This window comes from Actinoallomurus bryophytorum, from assembly GCF_006716425.1.
In the GTDB taxonomy this organism is placed as follows: Bacteria; Actinomycetota; Actinomycetes; order Streptosporangiales; family Streptosporangiaceae; genus Actinoallomurus; species Actinoallomurus bryophytorum.
Genome location: NZ_VFOZ01000001.1, coordinates 6015242 through 6032503, shown reverse-complemented (window position 1 = coordinate 6032503; position 17262 = coordinate 6015242). Strand labels below are relative to the sequence as shown.

Below are 17262 nucleotides of genomic sequence, written 5' to 3'. Positions count from 1 at the left end.
GGAGTCGCCCTAACCGGGCACGTCCATGCGCTGGGTGCCGATGACCGACAGCAGCCGCAGGGCCTCCTCTGACGGTGAGCCGGGGTCGGCGGTGTAGATCACGACTCGCTGGTCCCGGTCGGTGATGTCGAGGACGTCGCAGTTGACGGTGACCGGGCCGACCAGCGGGTGCTGGAAGGTCTTGCGCAGTGACGGTCCGGCGCTCACGTCGTGGGAGGCCCACAGCCGGGCGAACTCCTCGCTGCCGGACAGGAGCTCGTCCACGAGACCGGTCACCTCGGGGTCGTCGGGATAGCGGGCGGCGGTGGCTCGCAGCTGATGGGCCGCGGTGTGGGCGAACTCGTCGGCATCCGACACGCCGTACAACCGGCGCCCCTGGGGGTGCGGTCCGAGGAAGGCGCGGCGCACGAGGTTGCGGTCGCGCCGGGACAGGGTGGAGAAGTCCTCCATGAGGGCGGCGGCCAGATCGTTCCAGGCGATCACCTCGTGCGTCGCGGACACCACGGTCGCCGCGGCCTGGGGCAGCCGGTGCAGCAGGTCAAGGATGCTCTGGCGTACGTCGACGCGGGGGCCGGTCGGCGGGCCGGGCGGGGTCCCGGCGAGGTGGTGGAGGTGGTCGCGCTCGGCGTCCGGCAGGCGCAGGGCCCGGGCCAGACCGGCCAGTACCTCGCGCGACGGGCGCCGGGCGCGGGCCTGTTCGAGCCGCGTGTAGTACTCGGTCGAGATGAACGCCAGCTGGGCGACTTCCTCGCGGCGCAGTCCCGGCGTACGGCGGCGACGCCCGGCGGGTAGCCCCACCTCGCCGGGGGTGATCCGCTCACGCCTGCTGCGCAGGAAGGCGGCCAGTTCTCGTCTGTCCACACCTCCAGTGTGCGCGGAGGCGACGAGCCCAGCCAGGTACCGGCGGGGCCTGGCTGGGCTCCGCGGCGACACGCAGGCTCGTCGACATGGACAACACCACATCGACCATCGACGGATCGACCCCCACCGGCCGGGGACTGCTGGCCGGCAAGGTGGCCTTCATCACCGGCGCGGGACGCGGCATCGGCGCCGCCGCGGCGCGGTTGTTCGCCCAGGAGGGCGCCCAGGTGCTGCTCGCGGCCAGGACCGAGAGCCAGCTGAAGTCGGTGACCGAGGAGGTACGGGCGGCGGGCGGCACCGCGGACCACGTCGTGTGCGACCTGGCCGACGCGGCGAGTGTACGGGCCGCCGTCGCCCGCGCCGTGGACCTCTACGGCCGGCTCGACGTCGCCTTCAACAACGGAGCGACGATCATGCCGCCCGGACCGATGGACCGGGTGGGCGAGGCCGACTTCGACCATGTGTACGCCGTGAACCTGAGGGGTGCGTGGCTGGCCATGACCGCCGAGGTCGCCGCCGTCCGGGCCACCTCCGGGACGGGGGCCATCGTCAACAACTCCAGCGTCGGCAGCCTGATGGGCAACCCCGAACTGCCCGTCTACGGCGCGATGAAGCGGGCGGTCAACAGTCTCACCGAGTCGGCCGCCGTCACGTACGGACCCGAGGGCATCCGTGTCAACGCCATCGCCCCCGGCAACACGCTGACCGAGATGATGCGTGAATGGGACGAGAACTCCCCCGGCATCAGCGAGCGGCTCGCCGCCCGGACCCCACTGCGGCGCGCGGCCGACCCTGACGAGATCGCCCAGGCCGCCGCCTGGCTCCTCAGCGACCGCTCCTCCTTTGTGACCGGCACAGTGTTGCCGGTCGACGGAGGCGCGCGGACCTGACCCCGGAGTGCCCCGCGGCCGCCAAAATCATCACCACGGCCGGCATCTGGACGTTCGGTGACAACCCCGCCAGGGGCAGCCCCAGCGCTGGGACGGTGACCAGCACCGGAAGGCGCGCCCGGCCCGAGATCCGCCCCGGCAGGGCGCCGTAGACCAGGCCGCCGAGCGCGCTCCCGGCCGAAAGCGCCGCGACGCGAAGACATGACAGGTGTTCCTGAGAGACGCTCACCGAGAGCGCCGCCGACGTGCGGGGACGGCGAGAAGCCGCACCCGACGGGATGCGGCTCGGCGTCGCCTTACGCACGAGGGAGGAACACTGAGCGGACGCCAACACAGTGGCCGGTCCGCGCGAGCTCGCGGGGATTCCCGGGTGTCCGCCGACGGCTTCTTACGAGCTCTACGTCCGCCGGCCGGTCGCATCGGCGCCTGGGTGGAGGGCGAGGCGAAATCCGAGGTCGTCGATGCGGAGGGTCGGGTGGCTCTTGCGGCGGGACGACGCGCGGCAGCTCCACTGCCGGTCGTCGGCGCCTCCACCACGGAACACGCGGTAGGGGCCGTAGACGCGGGGATCGTAGAGATCCCAGCACCACTCCCACACGTTGCCGATCATGTCGTACAGGCCCCAGGCGTTCGGCGTCCTGGTCGCGACGTCGTGCACCTGACCGCCGGAGTTGGCGCGGTACCAGGCGATCTCGTCCAGCTCTCCGTAGCGGATGCCCGAGGTGCCGGCGCGGCAGGCGTACTCCCACTCGGCCTCGGTCGGGAGGCGGTATCCGCCCGCCGTCTCGTCGCAGACCACGTCCTCGGCGTCGGGGTCGTCACCGATCGTGTAGCAGGGGGCGAGCCCGGCCGTTCGCGAGAGCAGGTTGCAGAACCGTACGGCGTCCTGCCAGGAGACCTCGGTCACCGGCGTTCGCGGCCCCGCCGGGCTCACGGGTGCCTCGCCCCGTACGGCGGCGTACAGCTCGCGTGTCACCGGGTACGGCGCCAGCCGGAAGGCCCCCACCTCGACCGTCCAGTCGGTCTTCGTGCCCTCGTCCCGCAGCACGATCTCCCCGGCCGGGATCTCGATCATCTCGCCGATCGCCCGGCGCGGCGTCTCAGCGCTCATCGCGGCTCCGACCCTACGCAGGACGACCGCTGTACCGCGCGGCGGGTCAGCGCGAGAAACGGCTGAGCAGCAGCGCCAGCCTCCGCTCGTGTTCCTCGCGCCGGAGCCTGCCGTTGCGCATGAGCGTGAGGAGTCCGTGCAGCCCGCTCCAGAAGGTCTCGGTGAGCGTCTCCAGATCATCGTCTCGCGCCAGCGGCCGTACGGCCTCGCGCAGCTCGCCGAAGGCATCCCACAGGGCGGGCGGTGCCGCGGCGGTGGCGAACGGCAGGTCGACGGCGTGCGTGAACATCGCGTCGTACAGGGCGGGCCGTTTCCCGGCGAACTCGGCATAGGCCGCGGCGACGTCGGCGAGGGCCTGCCGGGCGTCGGGCGCCGACGTACGGGCCGCGCGCAGCTCGGCGCCGAGATCGGCGAAGCCCTCCACCGCGACGGCCGCCATGATGGCGTCCTTGCCCTTGAAGTGGCTGTAGAGGACCGGCTGGCTGTACTCGATCTCGGTGGCCAGCCGTCGCGTGGTCACCGCGTCCCAGCCTTCGGACTCGGCCAGCTCACGGGCGGCCGTGATGATCAGCTGTTCGCGCTCTGCTCGCTCGCGCTCCCGGCGCGCCTGGATGGACATGGGCCGATTCTAGCGCCGCTAGTGTTCCTGTCGGGGCTATGTTAGCTTCGCTCTCATACCTAGCGCCGCTAGCGAAGGAGAGGGTCATGCTCATCACCGCCTACGTACTCGCCATCGTTCTCGACGTCTTCGTCCTCTTCATCGGCGTACGGTTCCTTCTGGCGCCCCAGGCCGCGGCCGCCGGCTACGGCGTCCCCGCCAAGAAGGAGGGTGACGCCGCCTACCTGACCGTCAAGGGACTGCGCGACTCCGGCTATGGCATCCTCGGGCTCGCCCTGCTGGCGTTCGCGGGCGCCCACGCCGAGGCCTGGTTCATGCTCGTCGCCGCCCTCCTCCCCCTCGGCGACACCGCGATCGTCCTGCGCAACGGCGGCACGAAGGCGACCGCGTTCGGTATCCACTTCGCCACCGCCGTGATCGTCCTCATCAGCGCGGCCCTGCTGTTCGCCGCCTGAGCCCGCACCCCTCACCCAAGCCAAGGAGTCACTCCGATGTCGCTGATCGTCCCCGACTTCGACGAGTCCGTCATCGTCCGCTCGGCGGAGGCCGAGGTCCAGGAGCTCTACGACACCTACTTCCTGAACAGCACGAACTGGAACGACGCCCGGCCCTGAACGACGTCTGGGCGGTCGGTGTACCGCGCCTTTGTCCTGCGCGACACCCCCCCCGGCCGGGTCTACGCCCCCGGTGAAATGTGCTGCCGCCGACTCCGGGCGTGACCAGAATGGCCTGGTATGAGGCTTCTTGTGCTGGGCGGAACGCACCACGTCGGACGGGCCGTCGTCGAGGCGGCGCTGACGCGGGGGGACGAGGTCACCACCGTCAACCGGGGGCTGAGCCGGGCCGCCGCGGCGGGGGTGGAGGCGCTCGTCGCCGACCGGACCGATCCCGGTGCGCTGCGCCAGGTGGTCGCGGGCCGGGAGTGGGACGCCGTGATCGACACCTGGAGCGGGGCACCGCGCGTGGTCCGCGACTCCAGCGAGCTGCTGGCCGGGCGGGCCGGGCACTACGGGTACGTGTCCAGCCGGTCGGTCTACCGGTGGCCCATCCCACGTCACGCCCGCGAGGACGCGCCGCTGGTCGACGGCGATCCCGGCATGGACGGTGACGAGGACTACGCGGCCGCCAAGCGCGGCGGCGAGCTCGCCGTCCTGCGGGAGTTCGGTGACCGGGCGTTGCTCGCCCGCGCCGGACTGGTTCTCGGGCCGTACGAGAACGTCGGCCGGTTGCCGTGGTGGCTGCGCCGGATCGAACGCGGCGGGCGGGTTCTGGCACCCGGCGTCCCCGGCCGTCCTCTTCAGTACATCGACGCGCGGGACCTGGCCCAGTGGATGCTCGATGCCGCCGAGCGCGAGGCCGGGGGCGCCTTCAACGCCGTCAGCCGGTCCGGGCACGCCACGATGGGCGAGCTGCTCGACGCGGCGGTACGGGTGACCGGTTCGGACGCCGAGCTGGTCTGGGCCCCGGCCGAAGTGATCGAGGAAGCGGGCATCAGCCCCTGGATCGAGCTGCCGATCTGGCTGCCGGACGACGACGAGTACGGCGGCATGCACGACGGGGACGTCTCCGCGGCCCGCAAGGAGGGACTCACCTGCCGGCCAGTGCTGGAGACGGTCGCCGACACCTGGGCCTGGCTCCAGGCCGAGGGAGATCCTGAGCCCCGTCCGGGCAGGCCCCGGCACGGACTCGATCCCGCCAAGGAGGAACAGGTGCTCCTCGGCCTCGACCGGTCCTGAGCGCCGGCCGTGCCCCACGACCGCGGGCTGCGTGCCACCTTCGACCGGGCGGCGGCGGAGTACCAGAGCGCCCGTCCCGCGTATCCGGACGAGCTGTACGCCGACCTGCGCGCGCTGACCGGGATCGAACCGCCCGCGCATCTTCTGGAAGTGGGATGCGGCCCAGGAAAGGCCACGCTGCCGCTGGCCCGTACGGGGTTCCGGATCACGGCGGTGGAGCTCGGTGCCGCCCTGGCGGCGGAGGCACGGCGTAACCTCGCGGCCTTCCCCGCCGTCTCGGTGATCACCTCCTCGTTCGAGGAGTGGGAGCCGCCGCCGGGTGCCCTCTTCGACCTCGTCTACGCGGCCACGGCCTGGAAATGGGTGGATCCGGAGGTGGGGTACGCGAAGGCGGCCGCGCTCCTCCCCCGGGGCGGCCATCTCGCCGTGTGGGCCGCCGACCACGCCTTCCCGGCCGGCTTCGACCCGTTCTTCACCGAGATCCAGAAGGTGTACGACGCGATCGGCGAGGGCGACGGCGCCCCGTGGCCACCGCCGCGGCCCGGGGACCGGCCCGACCCCGCCGCCGCCGCGTTCGCGCCCTCCGGTCACTTCGAGGTCGTGGGGACACGGCGCCACGTCTGGGCGCTGCGATATACGGCAGAGGAGTACCTCGCCCTGCTGGGCACCTTCTCCGGCCACATCGCCATGGAGCCGGCCAGGCGCGAACACCTCTTCCAGGAGGTACGCCGCCGGCTCGCCGCGCGCGCGGACGGGCGGCTGACCCGTCACTGGTCGGCCGTCCTGACGGTCGGCCGGCGCCGGTGAGCGGAAGGTCGTAAAGCGAAGCGTTTGACTACCGTGGGTGATTTTTGCCTCGCACTCACCCGCGCACATTTCTTGCTTGACCTGGGTTTACGCCGTCATCGACCACGGGTACTCACAGTAACGAATTCGCAACACCAAGTGATGAAGCCGGGGCCGTTCCGCTCTGGTCATCGTGTGCGATTCGAGGAGGATCCGATGAGGGTCGAGACGGCGAAACGACGCCGGCGGATGATTCCCCCCATCCGCTTCATGGCGGCACCCCGCGCCATCCGGCCTTTCCTGTCCTCCAAGGACCGGCGCCGTACGCCCCCACGGCACCGGACCACTCCGGCCGGGCCGGCGGTCCCCGATGCCGCCGGTCCGGCCGCTTCCACCGACCGGTGGCGACCGGACCACCATGCGGACGACTGACGTCGCACGCCCCGGATGCCACGGCCGGTGGTGCCGTGGGATGAGCGCACTGGCCCTCGGCGGACCATACGCCGTCGCGGGCCAGTGCCCGGCCCCCCGGCGGGGGCCGGTAGTGCTTTGCCAGGTGGAGGGTCGTCGGCAGGTGGAACAGGGGCCTGTCCAGGTCGCGAGCAGGCCCGCCCGACCAACGTCCCTGGGCAGTGCACCTAGAGCTTCAGGCTCCAGGTCTGTTCGACCAGGTCGTGGCCGAAACTGTGGTGCGGCCCCTCCTCGACGAGCTCGAACCCGGCCCGCTGGTAGATCCGCCTCGCGGCCCCCAGTACGTCGTTGGTCCACAGCACGAGCTCGTCATGGCCCGAGCGCCGGGCGAACCTCACGCACTCCTCGACCAGGCGCCCGCCGATCCCCATGCCACGCGCGGAGGGTTCGACGAGGAGGAGGCGCAGCTGGGCCACGCGCTCGCTCTTGCGGACGCAGAAGACGCAGCCGGCCGGTTCGCCGTCGACCTCCGCGATCCAGGCGTCACCGCCCTGGCTCTCGATGTGGTCGGCGACCACCCGGGCCACCAGCGCCTCGAACGTCGCGTCCCAGCCGTACTCCGCGGCGTACAGCGCGCCGTGCCGCTGGACCACCCAGCCGAAGTCTCCCGGGCCGAACGCCCGCAACACGTACATCGGCGGGCGCCGCCGCTCGCCGAGGATGCCCTCGATCGCGCCCATCGCACCGACGAGCCGCCGCTGGTCGTCCTCGGGCAGGCCGGACAGGATCCGCCCGATCTGGTCCCCGGACCGCCCGTCCAGCTCGCGGTAGACCGTACGGCCATGGCCGGTCAGGCCGGCGACCTGCCGGCGCGCGTCGTCCGGCGAGCGGTCCCGGTGGATCAGGCCGTCGGCCTCGAACCGCGACAGGATCCGGCTCAGGTAGCCGGCGTCCAGGTCGAGTGACCGGCGGAGATCGGTCACCTCGGCGACGTCCCGCTGCGCCAGCTCGAAGATCACCCGCGCCTCGGTGAGGGAGTACGGCGTCTCGAGCAGACCCTCACCGACCACGCCGATCAGGTGCGTGTAGAAGCGGTTGAAGGCGCGGACCGCCGCGACGCGTTCCACCGGCACTCCGGACCTCGCGGCCTCGACAGAATTCATAGCCCACCTCAACGATTAAGTTGACGGAGTCAACAATATCGCGACGGCGATCCGAAGGTCCACGCTCTACGGAAGACCTCCGCCAAGGAGGGCTCGGAGCGGTATGTCTCCGGAAAATAAAGCATCGTTGACAAGAAAAGTTGTCGGAGATAGCCTGCGGCCATGCAAGATGTCGCAGTGATCGAGGACCCGGCCGCCGCCGAGGTCTCGCTGGATCCCATCCGCGCCAGACTGCTGGCCGAGCTGAGCGAACCCGGCTCCGCCACCATGCTGGCCGCCAAGGTCGGCCTGCCCCGGCAGAAGGTCAACTACCACCTGAAGACGCTGGAGGCGCACGGCCTCGTCGAGATGATCGAGGAGCGGCGCAAGGGCAACGTCAACGAGCGCATCATGCGCGCGACCGCGGCCTCCTACGTGATCTCCCCGACCGCGCTGGCGTCGGTCGCGCCCGATCCGGACCGCTCCCCCGACCAGTTGTCGGCGAGCTGGCTGCTGGCCGTCGCGGCCCGGCTGGTCCGTGACGTCGGGGCGCTCATCACCGGCGCCGCCCAGGCGCGCAAGCGCGTCGCGACCTTCGCGATCGACGGCGAGGTGCGCTTCGCCTCGGCCGCCGACCGGGCCGCGTTCACCCAGGAGCTCTCCGGGGCCGTCACGGCCCTGGTGTCGAAGTACCACGACGCGTCCGCCGAAAAGGGCCGCGACCACCGGATCATCGTCGCCGTTCACCCGAGCATGAAGGAAACCCGATGACGCACCCCTTCGAGCTGAGCCAGGAGATCGAGCTCGGCGCCACCCCCGAGCAGGTCTGGGACGCGATCGCGACCGGCCCTGGAGTCGACTCCTGGTTCATGGGACGCACCGAGCTCGGCACGTCCGCCGGCGATCCGGCCGACCTCACGATGATGGGCCACACCCAGCAGGCCACGATCACCGCGTACGAGCCGGGCACCCGCCTCGCGACCCGCAGCGCGGAGGCCCCCGACGGCCAGTTCATGGCGTTCGAGTACCTCATCGAAGGACGCGAGGGCGGCACGGCCGTGCTGCGGCTCGTGCAGAGCGGCATGCTCGGCGACGACTGGGAGACCGAGTTCGAGGCGATGAAGGCCGGCTGGCCCATCTACCTGGAGACCCTCAGGCAGTACGTCACGCACTTCACCGGCCGCGCCCCGTCGGTCACCACGGTCTTCCGCCCGGGAGCGGGCGGACCGGACGCCGTCTGGAAGACCGTCACCGCGTCACTGGGCGTCACGCCGGACGTCGCCGAGGGCGCGGAGGTCCGGCTTCCGGACGGCTCCGCCGGGGTCGTCTACTACGCGAACCTGCCCGTCAACCTGGGGGTACGGACGGACGAGGGCCTGTACCGGTTCATCTACTCCGGTACGGACCGCGGCGACGCTCTCGTGCTCGGCCACCAGAACTTCGCGGGCGCCGACGAGCAGGCCGCGTGGGACGCCTGGACGGCGGAGCGCTTCGGCTGACCGACGCCAACCCCCACGAGGAGGAGACCTCATGCGCATCGTGATCATTGAGTTCATCAGCCTGGACGGCGTCGTACAGGCGCCGGGCGGACCCGACGAGGACACGGAGGGCGGCTTCGCCCACGGCGGCTGGACGCACCCCTTCTTCGATCCGGAGGTGGTGGGTGGCGCCTTCGCCGACGCGATGACCAACGTCGAGGCGCTGCTGTACGGCCGTCGCACGTGGCAGGGGATGGCCTCGGCGTGGCCGGAGCGAGCCGGCGACCCGTTCGCCGACCAGATGAACGCCCTCCCGAAGTACGTCGTGTCACGGACGCTGGGCGACGGCGAGCTGACGTGGAACACCACCCGCATTCCCGGCGACAACGCCGTCGCCGACATCCGGAAGCTGCACGAGACCGACGGCGGCGACCTGGTGGTCATGGGAAGCCCGACCCTCGTGCGCACCCTCCTGCACGAGGGCCTGGTCGACGAGCTCCGGCTCGTGACCATGCCGGTCATCCTCGGCGGCGGCAAGACGATCTTCCCCGACGACGGCGGGCGGCGCGTGCTCGATCTCGACTCCACGGTCACCAGCGGCGCGGGCGTGCAGATATGCGTCTACCGGCCGGTCGCCGAGAAGTAGCCGGCGCCGGGTGCCCGGTCCGAGGTCAGCCGGCGGTGCCGACCGGCGTGGGCTCGGACCGGTCGCGGAGCTCGGCGACGACCTTGCGTTCGACGTAGAAGGTCAGGAAGGGGATCACGCCGGCCAGCACGATCAGCGCCACCTTGCTCAGCGGCCAGCGGACCCGGCGGTACAGGTCGAACGTGGTCAGGAGGTACAGCGGGTAGCACACCACGCCGTGCGGCAGGCCGACCAGGGTCGACAGCGTGCCGCTGTGCGCGAAGATCTTCAACGGGACGGCGACGAAGAACAGAATGATCAGCAGAGTGCCGGTCACGTACGCCATGACGCGGTAACGGGTCACCGCTCCTTGCACGGGTCGTCCTTCCATGAAACCCGCGCCGTCAGCGGCGCGTGGCCTCGTCGTTCAGCCGGGCGAGACGGCGGTTGTAGGCCGCCAGCTCCACGTCGTTGCCTTCGTCGATCTCCGCGTACGGTGCGGAGCGCCGCGGCGTCACCGGGGGCTTTTCACCCGTGTCGCCGCGCAGCTCGTCGCGGACCATCCGGACCCACATCGCGACCACGAAGATCGCGAACATCGGCCACTCGATGACATAGGCCCAGCTCTGCAGGTTGCCGCCCTGGGCACGCGTGAGTTGCCACCAACCGGCCAGCATGAAACAACCGATCAGCACGAGGGCGATCAGGTGGAGTCCGAGCCAGCCGGGAGTGAAGAACTTACGCACGTAAGTGAGCGTACCCGTGCTCGCGCGCACCCGCCTCCTACCCCCACCACAGGCCCCGTCACAGGGGTATCGAAGCAGCTCAGCCGCTCTCGGGCGGCGGCCCGGTGTAGACGGCCCGTGGGCGGATGTGCGTGTCGCGGCCGTACTCCTCCATCGCATGCGCCAGCCAGCCGGCCGTGCGCGCGACCGCGTACATGGCCTCGCCCGCGCCCCGCGTCATCTGGGCGACGGCGCCGAGTGTCGCGAGGGCGAAGTCGATGTTCGGGTCCGGCAGGCGGCGGGCGCGCGCCTCGGCGAGGATCGCCTCGGACACGGCGAGGCGTTCGTTTCCGTGCGCGGCGGCGCGCACCTGGTCGAGAAGGCAGGTCGCGCGGCCGTCGCCGCCCAGGTAGACCAGGCCGCCGAACCCCGGGATCCGCTCTCCCCGCCGGATCCGCTCCCCCACGACGCGCGCCGCCCGCCCGGGCTCGCCGACCTCGGCGAACAGCGCCTCGACGCCCAGTGACAGGCCACCGTGCAACGTGCCGCCGAGCACTCCGAGGCCCGCGCCGACGGCGGCGTACGGGTCGGCGCGCACGGAGGCGGCGACCCGTACGGCGACCGTGGAGGCGGCCAGCTCGTGGTCGGCGAGGAGTACGAGTGCGGCGCGCAGCACGCCGACCAGCTCGGGCCGCGGCTCGAGAGCGGTCAGCCGGGACCACAGCCGCTCGGGGATCGCGTCGGCGCGTGAGGGCACGCGTGCGACGTCCGGCAGCGACTCGACCATCCCGGCGATGAGGTTGCGGCCCGCGGCGACCACGGCCACCGGGTCGAGGGTGAGGCGCAGCGGGTCGGCCGTCGCGAGGGCCACCGTGATCACCTGGAGGCGTTCGAGCGGAAGGGTGTCGTCCGGCAGGCCCGACTGCGCCGCGCGTGCGGTCGCCACCGCGGCCGGATCCGCGCGCCATGGACCGCCGCTCGCGGCCTCGCCGGCCCACAGCCAGTACGCGACGTCCTCGAAGGGCTCCGAGACGGCCAGCCGCAGCGCGTCGCGGCCGCGATAGTAGGGCCGGTCCTCGCCGAGCACGGTGAGCTTGGACTCGATGACCACCTCGTGCCCGCCGACCGGCCGCCGGGGCCGGCCGCGGCGGGCGAGCTCCTCGATCTCGGCCGGGTCGAACAGGCTCCGCCTGCCATCGGCCGAGCGCTGACGCCGGAGCACCCCCCGGCTGACGTAGGCGTACAACGTGGCCGTCTTCACACCGAGCCGCTCCGCCGCGCCGGCCGCGTCGATCCACTCTGTGTGCGGCACGCGTGACCGTCCTCGTTGATTTCGCGTCAACATTGATTCGTGTCGATTGTCCCGCCCGCGCCATGCCCGCCGCAAGGCCCGGGGATGATGTCGGAATCTCGCGAGTCCGGTCCACGCCGTATTGGTAGAAAGGAGCATGGACGTCGCGATCGGAGCGCTGAAGACCCCGCTGGGCACCGTCGCGTACGCGTGCACCGCCATCGGCCTGAGCGGACTGTCCTTCAGCGACACACCCCGGCAGCGGGCGTGGCTGCGCGGTGGCCTGCCGCTGGTGGAGGCCCCGGAGCGCACCGAGACCGTACGCGGCCGGCTCGCCGCCTACTTCGCCGGCGGGCTGGAGGACTTCGGCCTGCCGATCGACTGGCGGAACACCTCGGGCGCCCAGCGCGAGGTGCTCGAGAAGCTGTACGCCGGCGTGCCGTACGGCAGGACCGTGACGTACGGGGAGCTGAGCGGCCTGAGCGGCACGGACGTCCCGGCCCGCGGTATCGGCACGATCATGGGCTCCAACCCGATCCCCATCGTCGTCCCCTGCCATCGGGTGGTGGCCTCGGACGGTCTCGGTGGCTACAGCGGCGGGAACGGCGTCGAGGTGAAACGCTGGCTGCTCACCCTGGAGGGCGCCATCCCCGCCACCCTCGACTGGGACCCCGAGACCGGACCCTGAGCGTCACTCCGGCGTGGCCGCTGTCAGCCCGTCGTAGGAGACCCCCGTGCGCTCTTCGGAGACCTCCCACAGACGGCGGCCCAGCTCCGGGTCGGCGGCGCGCCTGAGCGTGCGGACCCGCGTCGGCGCACCACGGCTCTGCCCCGGGCCTCGCGGGCCGTAGCACTGCCCGCCCTCGACCTCGGCGGTCGCCGCGTAGAGCGACGGCCAGGCTCCGGCGGCGTCGGACTGGCCCATCAGCGTGTTCAGCCCGCCGAACAGAAGCTCACGTGCGCGGCTTCCCTCCATGCGCGGGCCGGCCTTCTGCAGGTTGGTGACGGCGTAGCCCGGATGCGACGCGACGCTGACGAACGGCGCCCTGCGGTCGAGCTCCTTGGCGAAGACGAGGTTGGCCAGCTTGGCCTGGCAGTACGCGGGCCACTTGTGGTAGCCGCGCTCGGCGTCGAGGTCGCCGAAGTCGATGCGGCCCATCCGGTGAAAGACGCTCGTCACGGTCACCACCCGTGCGCCGGGGCGTTCGAGCAGGGCGGGCAGGAGCAGGCCGGTCAGCGCGAAGTGACCGAGGTGGTTGGTGCCGAACTGCAGCTCGAAGCCGTCCGCCGTCGTCCGGTGCGGCAGCGCCATCACGCCGGCGTTGTTGATCAGCAGGTCGAGGGGAGACGCGTTGGCCTCGGCGAACGCGCGTACCGACGCCAGATCGGCCAGGTCGAGCGACCCGACCACGACGTCACCGCCGGGTACCGCGGCACGAATGGTCGCCAGCGCCTCCTCGCCGCGCTCGGCACTGCGGCAGGCGAGCACGACGGTCGCGCCGTGACGCGCCAGCTCGAGCGCGGTGCGCAGCCCGATCCCGCTGTTCGCGCCGGTGACGATCGCCCGTTTCCCCGCGAGGTCTGGAACATCGTCGGTCGTCCACTTGGGCATGTGCTGCCACCTTCCCTCGTGGACATATTAGATTTTTCGTCCAGCAGATACCCTGCGGTCGGCGAGTTCTCCGGTATTCCGTCCTGACCTGCCGATAATGAGCTCATGACGTCGCAGGTCATCGTTCCGCACCGGCCCGGTCCGCTCGTCGACGTCCCGGACGAGGACGGCAGCGGCCCGGCCGAGCCGCAGACCGGCCTGGTCGGCGTCCCGGAGATCGTCCTTGCGGTGGGCGGCGGCGCCCTGCTCGCCGCCGTGGTCCTCACCGGCCTGCCCCGCTGGCTGAGCGTGGTCGCGGTCGCCTGCCTCGCGCTCGGACTCGCGTTGCCGGCTCACGCCGCCCTGCTGATGGCGGTACGCCGCCGCGGCGACCGGCGGCGTGGGGAGACACTCGGCCGCGGCGTCGTGCTGGACGTGTCGGCGCCGTCGGTGCGCCGTCTCGTCACCGCCTACCGGCGGCTGGAGCGTACGGCTGACGCGGGCATGCCGCGCGACGTGGGACATCTCGCTCTCACCGAGGTCGCCGTGTCGCTGGCGGGCCGGGCTCCGGAGGCCGCGGACGAGGAGTACGTCACGAGCCGCGCCGAGGCGGTCTCCGCACTGGCCGACCGGCTGGCCGACGGGCCGGTCAGGCCGGTCGAGCTCGCCGGCGCCGACTCTTTGGCCAGGATCAAGGCCCTACTCGCCTGAGGCCGCCGCCCACAGGCCGGTCAGGCGCAGGGCCTCCTCCGGTGAGGCGGCGTTCACCGGCCCCGTGACCGGCCGGCCCCGGGCGTCGTGCAACTGCCAGCCGCCGAGCTGGACCACCGGTACGCCGCTCCGCATGGCGTGTGCGAGTTCGGACAGCGTGCCCCAGGAGCCGCCGACGACGATGACGGCGTCGGCGGAGCCCACGATCGCGGCGTTGCGGGCCTGGCCCATGCCGGTGGCGACGGCGGCGGTCAGCCCGGGGTGCGCCTCCGCGCGCTCGGCGCCGGAGAGTACGCCGACCACCGTGCCGCCGGCCGAGCGTGCGCCCTCGGTCACGGCGCCCATCACACCCGCGTAGCCACCGCAGATCACGGTCGCGCCGCGTGCGGCCAGCAGGCGGCCGATCTCATGGGCGTCGCGGCGCTCGGTCTCGGTGCAGTCGCCCGGACCGCAGACCGCGACCTGGATCAGGGCAGCGCCTTCTCGATCGCCTCGACGACCTTCTCCGAGCCGGGCTCGGTGCCGGTGCCGAACCGCGCCGCGACCGTGCCGTCCGGAGCGACGAGGAACTTCTCGAAGTTCCAGCGGATGTCCCCGGAGTAGCCCTCGGCGTCGGGCGTCGTGACCAGGCCGACGTACAGCGGATGCCGGCCGAGCCCGTTGACCTCGACCTTCTCGGTCATCGGAAAGGCGACGCCGTAGGTCGTGGAGCAGAACTCCGCGATCTCCTCGGCGGTGCCGGGCTCCTGTCCCATGAACTGGTTACAGGGCACGCCCAGCACGGTGAAACCACGCTCACCGTAGGTGTCCTGGAGCCGCTGGAGTCCTTCGTACTGGGGCGTGGAGCCGCATCTGGACGCGACGTTCACGACGAGCACCGCCTTACCTCGGTACTGACCGAGGTCGGCCGGGCCGCCTTGAAGGCGTTGGATGTCCACGTCATAGATCGACATGAGGCCGATCCTAACCTCGGCCTTCGCGCCTTTTACATTGGTCTCATGGGCGACATCCTGGTCGGCACCGCGTCGTGGACGGACAAGACACTGCTCGAGTCCGGCTGGTATCCACCGGAGGTGAAGACGGCCGAGCAACGCCTCAAGCACTACGCGTCGGAGTTCCCGCTGGTCGAGGTGGACGCGACCTACTACGCGCCGCCCGCCGAGCGTACGGTCGGCTACTGGCGCGACCGTACGCCCGAGGGGTTCACGTTCAACGTGAAGGCGTTCTCGCTGCTCACCCAGCATCCGACCCGGCCGCGTGCGCTGTACAAGGACCTGCGGGACAAGGTGCCGGACAAGAAGAACGTCTATCTGCGCGACGTGCCGGACGAGGTCGTCGAGGAGGTCTGGCAAAGGTTCCTGGACGCGCTGTGGCCGCTGCACGAGGCCGGCAAGCTGACCGCGCTGCTGTTCCAGTTTCCGCAGTGGTTTCCCATCGGGCGGCAGAACAAGGACTACATCCTGGAGGCCAAGCGCCGCTGCGACCCGATGCGGATCTGCGTGGAGTTCCGCAACAAGACGTGGATGAGCGAGGAGAACCAGGAGGAGACGCTGGACTTCCTGACGAAGTACGCCGTGCCGTACGTCAGCGTGGACATGCCCCAGGGGCACACCAGCTCGATACCTCCGGTCTTCGCCGCCACGACCGACCTCGCGGTGCTGCGGCTGCACGGCCACTCGGACAAATGGACGAGCAAGAACATCTACGAGCGATTCGGCTATCTCTATCCCGACAAGGAGCTCAAGGAGCTCGCGCCGAAGGTGGCGAGCCTCGCCGAGAACGCCGGGACGACGCACGTGCTCTTCAACAACTGCTACCAGGACTACGCACAGCGCAACGCGGCGCAGATGGCCGCGTTGCTCGCTGAGCTGGACTGACCCGGGGTTACGGCAGATCGCTCACGAAACTGGAAAGGGACGTGGCGGCGCCGGTGAGCCCGCCCAGGGCGCCGTGTACGACGGTGGCCGCCCTGTGCGGCTGGCTGACCAGATAGAACGCCAGGAACCCCAAAGCTCCCCATTTGCCGACTTTCTTCATATATGGTCACCCCTCGTATCGATCTAGATACAGAGAGTAACTACCCCGCAGGGTGACCGACAGCACCGACGCCCCGCAAATCCGTTGCCACGAACGGCAAAGGATTCGAAGGCGCCCGCGGCGGCGTCAGCTCGTGGAGCGCAGGCTCTTCGGCACGGGCTGGTCCTCGCGGAGGGCGCGGAACAGCTCGGCGGACCTCGTCGTGTCCCAGGTGATGTACGAACCGGCGGCGGCCGAGGAGCCGGTCCCGCCGATCGGGACCGTGGTGGTGAGGCCGTCGCCCTTGGTCAGGCCGCTCATCGCCCAGGCGAACCCCGCCAGGTTGTACAGATGGTCGTCCTGGTCCACGGAGAAGTCGTCGGTGGAGCGGAGCACGAACGGCACGATGTGGAACGGGTTGAGCAGCGTGCCGGGGCTCGTCGCCTTGTGGCTCAGCGCGGCCAGGAACTTGCGCTGGTTCTGCACCCGCTGCAGGTCCTGGCTGGCGAACGCGTGGCGGGTACGGACGAAGCCCAGGGCCTCCGGGCCGTTGAGCGTCTGGCAGCCCTTCTTCAGGTCGATGCCCGCGGCCGTGTCCTTGATCCGCTGGGGGATGCACATGTCGACCCCGCCGACCGCGTCGACCATGCCGACGAACCCGCCGAAGCCGATCTCCGCGTAGTGATCGATGTGGATCTTGGTGGCCTGCTCGACCGTGCGGACCAGCAGCTTGGGCCCGCCGAAGGCGTACGCGGCGTTGAGCTTGTTGGGGTCGTGGCCCGGGATCGGGACGTAGGAGTCGCGCGGCAGGCTGACCAGGGTGTTGCCGTGGTCGCCGATGTGCAGCAGCATCATCGAGTCGGTGCGCTTCCCGGCGGCCTTGCCGGTGTGGAGCTCCTTGCGCTGCTCGCTCGACAGGCCCTCGCGGCTGTCGGAGCCGACGACCAGCCAGTTGGTGCCCGGCGTGTCCGCCGGACGCCCCGCGTAGTCGGAGAAGACGTCGATGCGGTGCAGCCGCGAGTCGAGGTAGAAGTACACGCCGACCAGCAGCAGGAGCAGCACCAGGATGACGATCAGAGTGGTCCGCAGCCAGTGGCGGCGCTTGCGCACGGGAGTACCGCCATGTGCGCCGGCCCGCCGGTCATCGGCGTACGGCGCCGCGCCGCTCTGCCCGTGATCCGCCCAATCGTTCATGCCAGCAACCGTAGAGGGTCCGGCCGAGTGGGCGCGTCAGCTTCACGAGTGATTAACGGCCCGGCGCGGTCATCC

24 protein-coding genes are annotated in these 17262 nt (G+C 71.0%); 12 read left to right on the top strand and 12 right to left on the bottom strand.

Annotated features, from left to right (window positions below; translation table 11 throughout):
* Positions 1-9 precede the first annotated feature (9 nt).
* Entirely contained in the window at positions 10-861 is an 852-nt protein-coding gene (locus tag FB559_RS28285; protein ID WP_141959305.1) for a helix-turn-helix transcriptional regulator, read from the bottom strand.
* A gap of 86 nt (positions 862-947) precedes the next feature.
* On the opposite strand from FB559_RS28285, the gene FB559_RS28280 reads away from it, so the two are divergent.
* Positions 948-1751, top strand: coding sequence for an SDR family NAD(P)-dependent oxidoreductase (locus FB559_RS28280; protein WP_141959303.1), 804 nt, complete (start codon positions 948-950; stop codon positions 1749-1751).
* Positions 1752-2148: 397 nt separating this feature from the next.
* Here FB559_RS28280 and FB559_RS28275 read toward each other — a convergent pair whose 3' ends face one another.
* Positions 2149-2862: a formylglycine-generating enzyme family protein gene (locus tag FB559_RS28275; RefSeq protein ID WP_246122139.1), complete on the bottom strand. Its 714-nt coding sequence runs from the start codon at positions 2860-2862 to the stop codon at positions 2149-2151.
* 46 nt (positions 2863-2908) lie between these two features.
* Entirely contained in the window at positions 2909-3481 is a 573-nt protein-coding gene (locus tag FB559_RS28270) for a TetR/AcrR family transcriptional regulator (RefSeq protein WP_141959301.1), read from the bottom strand.
* 86 nt (positions 3482-3567) lie between these two features.
* Here FB559_RS28270 and FB559_RS28265 point away from each other — a divergent pair, with 86 nt between their 5' ends.
* The 5 genes from FB559_RS28265 (at position 3568) to FB559_RS28250 (ending at position 6435) form a co-directional block, all read left to right on the top strand.
* Positions 3568-3936 carry a DUF4267 domain-containing protein gene (locus tag FB559_RS28265; RefSeq protein ID WP_141959299.1) on the top strand — a complete coding sequence of 123 codons (369 nt, stop codon included), beginning with the start codon at positions 3568-3570 and terminating at the stop codon, positions 3934-3936.
* Positions 3937-3972: 36 nt separating this feature from the next.
* Positions 3973-4095 (top strand): hypothetical protein, encoded by a 123-nt coding sequence (locus FB559_RS46325; RefSeq protein WP_281286296.1) that lies wholly within the window; start codon positions 3973-3975, stop codon positions 4093-4095.
* A 120-nt stretch (positions 4096-4215) separates the two neighbouring features.
* Positions 4216-5217: an NAD-dependent epimerase/dehydratase family protein gene (locus tag FB559_RS28260; RefSeq protein WP_141959297.1), complete on the top strand. Its 1002-nt coding sequence runs from the start codon at positions 4216-4218 to the stop codon at positions 5215-5217.
* Between the two features lie 9 nt (positions 5218-5226).
* A complete protein-coding gene (locus FB559_RS28255) occupies positions 5227-6024 on the top strand; it encodes a methyltransferase domain-containing protein (protein WP_141959295.1) in 798 nt (265 codons plus the stop codon).
* 195 nt (positions 6025-6219) lie between these two features.
* Entirely contained in the window at positions 6220-6435 is a 216-nt protein-coding gene (locus FB559_RS28250) for a hypothetical protein (RefSeq protein WP_141959293.1), read from the top strand.
* 206 nt (positions 6436-6641) lie between these two features.
* Here the strand turns inward: FB559_RS28250 and FB559_RS28245 are convergent, their stop codons facing one another.
* Positions 6642-7577, bottom strand: coding sequence for a bifunctional helix-turn-helix transcriptional regulator/GNAT family N-acetyltransferase (locus tag FB559_RS28245; RefSeq protein ID WP_141959291.1), 936 nt, complete (start codon positions 7575-7577; stop codon positions 6642-6644).
* Positions 7578-7739: 162 nt separating this feature from the next.
* On the opposite strand from FB559_RS28245, the gene FB559_RS28240 reads away from it, so the two are divergent.
* From FB559_RS28240 to FB559_RS28230, 3 genes are read left to right on the top strand one after another with little or no spacing between them, the layout of a single operon-like run.
* Positions 7740-8327: an ArsR/SmtB family transcription factor gene (locus tag FB559_RS28240; protein WP_141959289.1), complete on the top strand. Its 588-nt coding sequence runs from the start codon at positions 7740-7742 to the stop codon at positions 8325-8327.
* Positions 8324-9055: an SRPBCC family protein gene (locus FB559_RS28235; RefSeq protein WP_141959288.1), complete on the top strand. Its 732-nt coding sequence runs from the start codon at positions 8324-8326 to the stop codon at positions 9053-9055. The genes FB559_RS28240 and FB559_RS28235 overlap by 4 nt, the downstream gene beginning before the upstream one ends.
* Before the next feature lie 31 nt (positions 9056-9086).
* A complete protein-coding gene (locus FB559_RS28230; protein ID WP_141959285.1) occupies positions 9087-9680 on the top strand; it encodes a dihydrofolate reductase family protein in 594 nt (197 codons plus the stop codon).
* Positions 9681-9705: 25 nt separating this feature from the next.
* Here the strand turns inward: FB559_RS28230 and FB559_RS28225 are convergent, their stop codons facing one another.
* The 3 genes from FB559_RS28225 to FB559_RS28215 form a co-directional block, all read right to left on the bottom strand.
* On the bottom strand, positions 9706-10035 hold the full coding sequence (locus tag FB559_RS28225; RefSeq protein WP_221640208.1) for a DUF3817 domain-containing protein: 330 nt from the start codon (positions 10033-10035) through the stop codon (positions 9706-9708).
* A gap of 28 nt (positions 10036-10063) precedes the next feature.
* Complete coding sequence (locus FB559_RS28220) at positions 10064-10405, bottom strand: hypothetical protein (protein WP_141959281.1); 342 nt, start codon at positions 10403-10405, stop codon at positions 10064-10066.
* A 79-nt stretch (positions 10406-10484) separates the two neighbouring features.
* Positions 10485-11696, bottom strand: coding sequence for a citrate/2-methylcitrate synthase (locus FB559_RS28215; RefSeq protein ID WP_246122138.1), 1212 nt, complete (start codon positions 11694-11696; stop codon positions 10485-10487).
* A 136-nt stretch (positions 11697-11832) separates the two neighbouring features.
* Here FB559_RS28215 and FB559_RS28210 point away from each other — a divergent pair, with 136 nt between their 5' ends.
* The gene (locus FB559_RS28210) at positions 11833-12363 is read left to right on the top strand and encodes a methylated-DNA--[protein]-cysteine S-methyltransferase (protein WP_141959277.1); all 531 of its coding nucleotides are present in this window, start codon (positions 11833-11835) and stop codon (positions 12361-12363) included.
* 3 nt (positions 12364-12366) lie between these two features.
* On the opposite strand, the gene FB559_RS28205 is transcribed toward FB559_RS28210, so the two are convergent.
* Positions 12367-13287 (bottom strand): oxidoreductase, encoded by a 921-nt coding sequence (locus tag FB559_RS28205; protein WP_141959274.1) that lies wholly within the window; start codon positions 13285-13287, stop codon positions 12367-12369.
* A 105-nt stretch (positions 13288-13392) separates the two neighbouring features.
* Here FB559_RS28205 and FB559_RS28200 point away from each other — a divergent pair, with 105 nt between their 5' ends.
* The gene (locus FB559_RS28200) at positions 13393-13977 is read left to right on the top strand and encodes a hypothetical protein (protein ID WP_141959272.1); all 585 of its coding nucleotides are present in this window, start codon (positions 13393-13395) and stop codon (positions 13975-13977) included.
* Here FB559_RS28200 and FB559_RS28195 read toward each other — a convergent pair.
* Together FB559_RS28195 and FB559_RS28190 are read right to left on the bottom strand one after the other, a co-directional pair.
* Complete coding sequence (locus FB559_RS28195) at positions 13966-14445, bottom strand: TIGR00725 family protein (protein WP_246122597.1); 480 nt, start codon at positions 14443-14445, stop codon at positions 13966-13968. The genes FB559_RS28200 and FB559_RS28195 overlap by 12 nt on opposite strands.
* Complete coding sequence (locus FB559_RS28190) at positions 14445-14930, bottom strand: glutathione peroxidase (protein WP_141959268.1); 486 nt, start codon at positions 14928-14930, stop codon at positions 14445-14447. Before FB559_RS28190 ends, FB559_RS28195 begins: the two co-directional genes overlap by 1 nt.
* Before the next feature lie 45 nt (positions 14931-14975).
* Here FB559_RS28190 and FB559_RS28185 point away from each other — a divergent pair, with 45 nt between their 5' ends.
* Positions 14976-15854: a DUF72 domain-containing protein gene (locus FB559_RS28185; protein ID WP_141959266.1), complete on the top strand. Its 879-nt coding sequence runs from the start codon at positions 14976-14978 to the stop codon at positions 15852-15854.
* 7 nt (positions 15855-15861) lie between these two features.
* On the opposite strand, the gene FB559_RS44160 is transcribed toward FB559_RS28185, so the two are convergent.
* Both FB559_RS44160 and FB559_RS28180 read right to left on the bottom strand, forming a co-directional pair.
* On the bottom strand, positions 15862-16014 hold the full coding sequence (locus FB559_RS44160) for a hypothetical protein (RefSeq protein ID WP_185792434.1): 153 nt from the start codon (positions 16012-16014) through the stop codon (positions 15862-15864).
* Positions 16015-16140: 126 nt separating this feature from the next.
* Positions 16141-17187, bottom strand: coding sequence for an LCP family protein (locus FB559_RS28180; RefSeq protein ID WP_141959264.1), 1047 nt, complete (start codon positions 17185-17187; stop codon positions 16141-16143).
* Positions 17188-17262 lie beyond the last annotated feature (75 nt).

Coding starts and splice junctions, on each gene's coding strand:
- FB559_RS44160 (WP_185792434.1), bottom strand. CDS start 16,014: ATGAAGAAAGTCGGCAAATGGGGAGCTTTGGGGTTCCTGGCGTTCTAT.
- FB559_RS28270 (WP_141959301.1), bottom strand. CDS start 3,481: ATGTCCATCCAGGCGCGCCGGGAGCGCGAGCGAGCAGAGCGCGAACAG.
- FB559_RS28265 (WP_141959299.1), top strand. CDS start 3,568: ATGCTCATCACCGCCTACGTACTCGCCATCGTTCTCGACGTCTTCGTC.
- FB559_RS28235 (WP_141959288.1), top strand. CDS start 8,324: ATGACGCACCCCTTCGAGCTGAGCCAGGAGATCGAGCTCGGCGCCACC.
- FB559_RS28275 (WP_246122139.1), bottom strand. CDS start 2,862: ATGAGCGCTGAGACGCCGCGCCGGGCGATCGGCGAGATGATCGAGATC.
- FB559_RS28190 (WP_141959268.1), bottom strand. CDS start 14,930: ATGTCGATCTATGACGTGGACATCCAACGCCTTCAAGGCGGCCCGGCC.
- FB559_RS28245 (WP_141959291.1), bottom strand. CDS start 7,577: ATGAATTCTGTCGAGGCCGCGAGGTCCGGAGTGCCGGTGGAACGCGTC.
- FB559_RS28200 (WP_141959272.1), top strand. CDS start 13,393: ATGACGTCGCAGGTCATCGTTCCGCACCGGCCCGGTCCGCTCGTCGAC.
- FB559_RS46325 (WP_281286296.1), top strand. CDS start 3,973: ATGTCGCTGATCGTCCCCGACTTCGACGAGTCCGTCATCGTCCGCTCG.
- FB559_RS28210 (WP_141959277.1), top strand. CDS start 11,833: ATGGACGTCGCGATCGGAGCGCTGAAGACCCCGCTGGGCACCGTCGCG.
- FB559_RS28185 (WP_141959266.1), top strand. CDS start 14,976: ATGGGCGACATCCTGGTCGGCACCGCGTCGTGGACGGACAAGACACTG.
- FB559_RS28260 (WP_141959297.1), top strand. CDS start 4,216: ATGAGGCTTCTTGTGCTGGGCGGAACGCACCACGTCGGACGGGCCGTC.
- FB559_RS28180 (WP_141959264.1), bottom strand. CDS start 17,187: ATGAACGATTGGGCGGATCACGGGCAGAGCGGCGCGGCGCCGTACGCC.
- FB559_RS28250 (WP_141959293.1), top strand. CDS start 6,220: ATGAGGGTCGAGACGGCGAAACGACGCCGGCGGATGATTCCCCCCATC.
- FB559_RS28240 (WP_141959289.1), top strand. CDS start 7,740: ATGCAAGATGTCGCAGTGATCGAGGACCCGGCCGCCGCCGAGGTCTCG.
- FB559_RS28280 (WP_141959303.1), top strand. CDS start 948: ATGGACAACACCACATCGACCATCGACGGATCGACCCCCACCGGCCGG.
- FB559_RS28230 (WP_141959285.1), top strand. CDS start 9,087: ATGCGCATCGTGATCATTGAGTTCATCAGCCTGGACGGCGTCGTACAG.
- FB559_RS28205 (WP_141959274.1), bottom strand. CDS start 13,287: ATGCCCAAGTGGACGACCGACGATGTTCCAGACCTCGCGGGGAAACGG.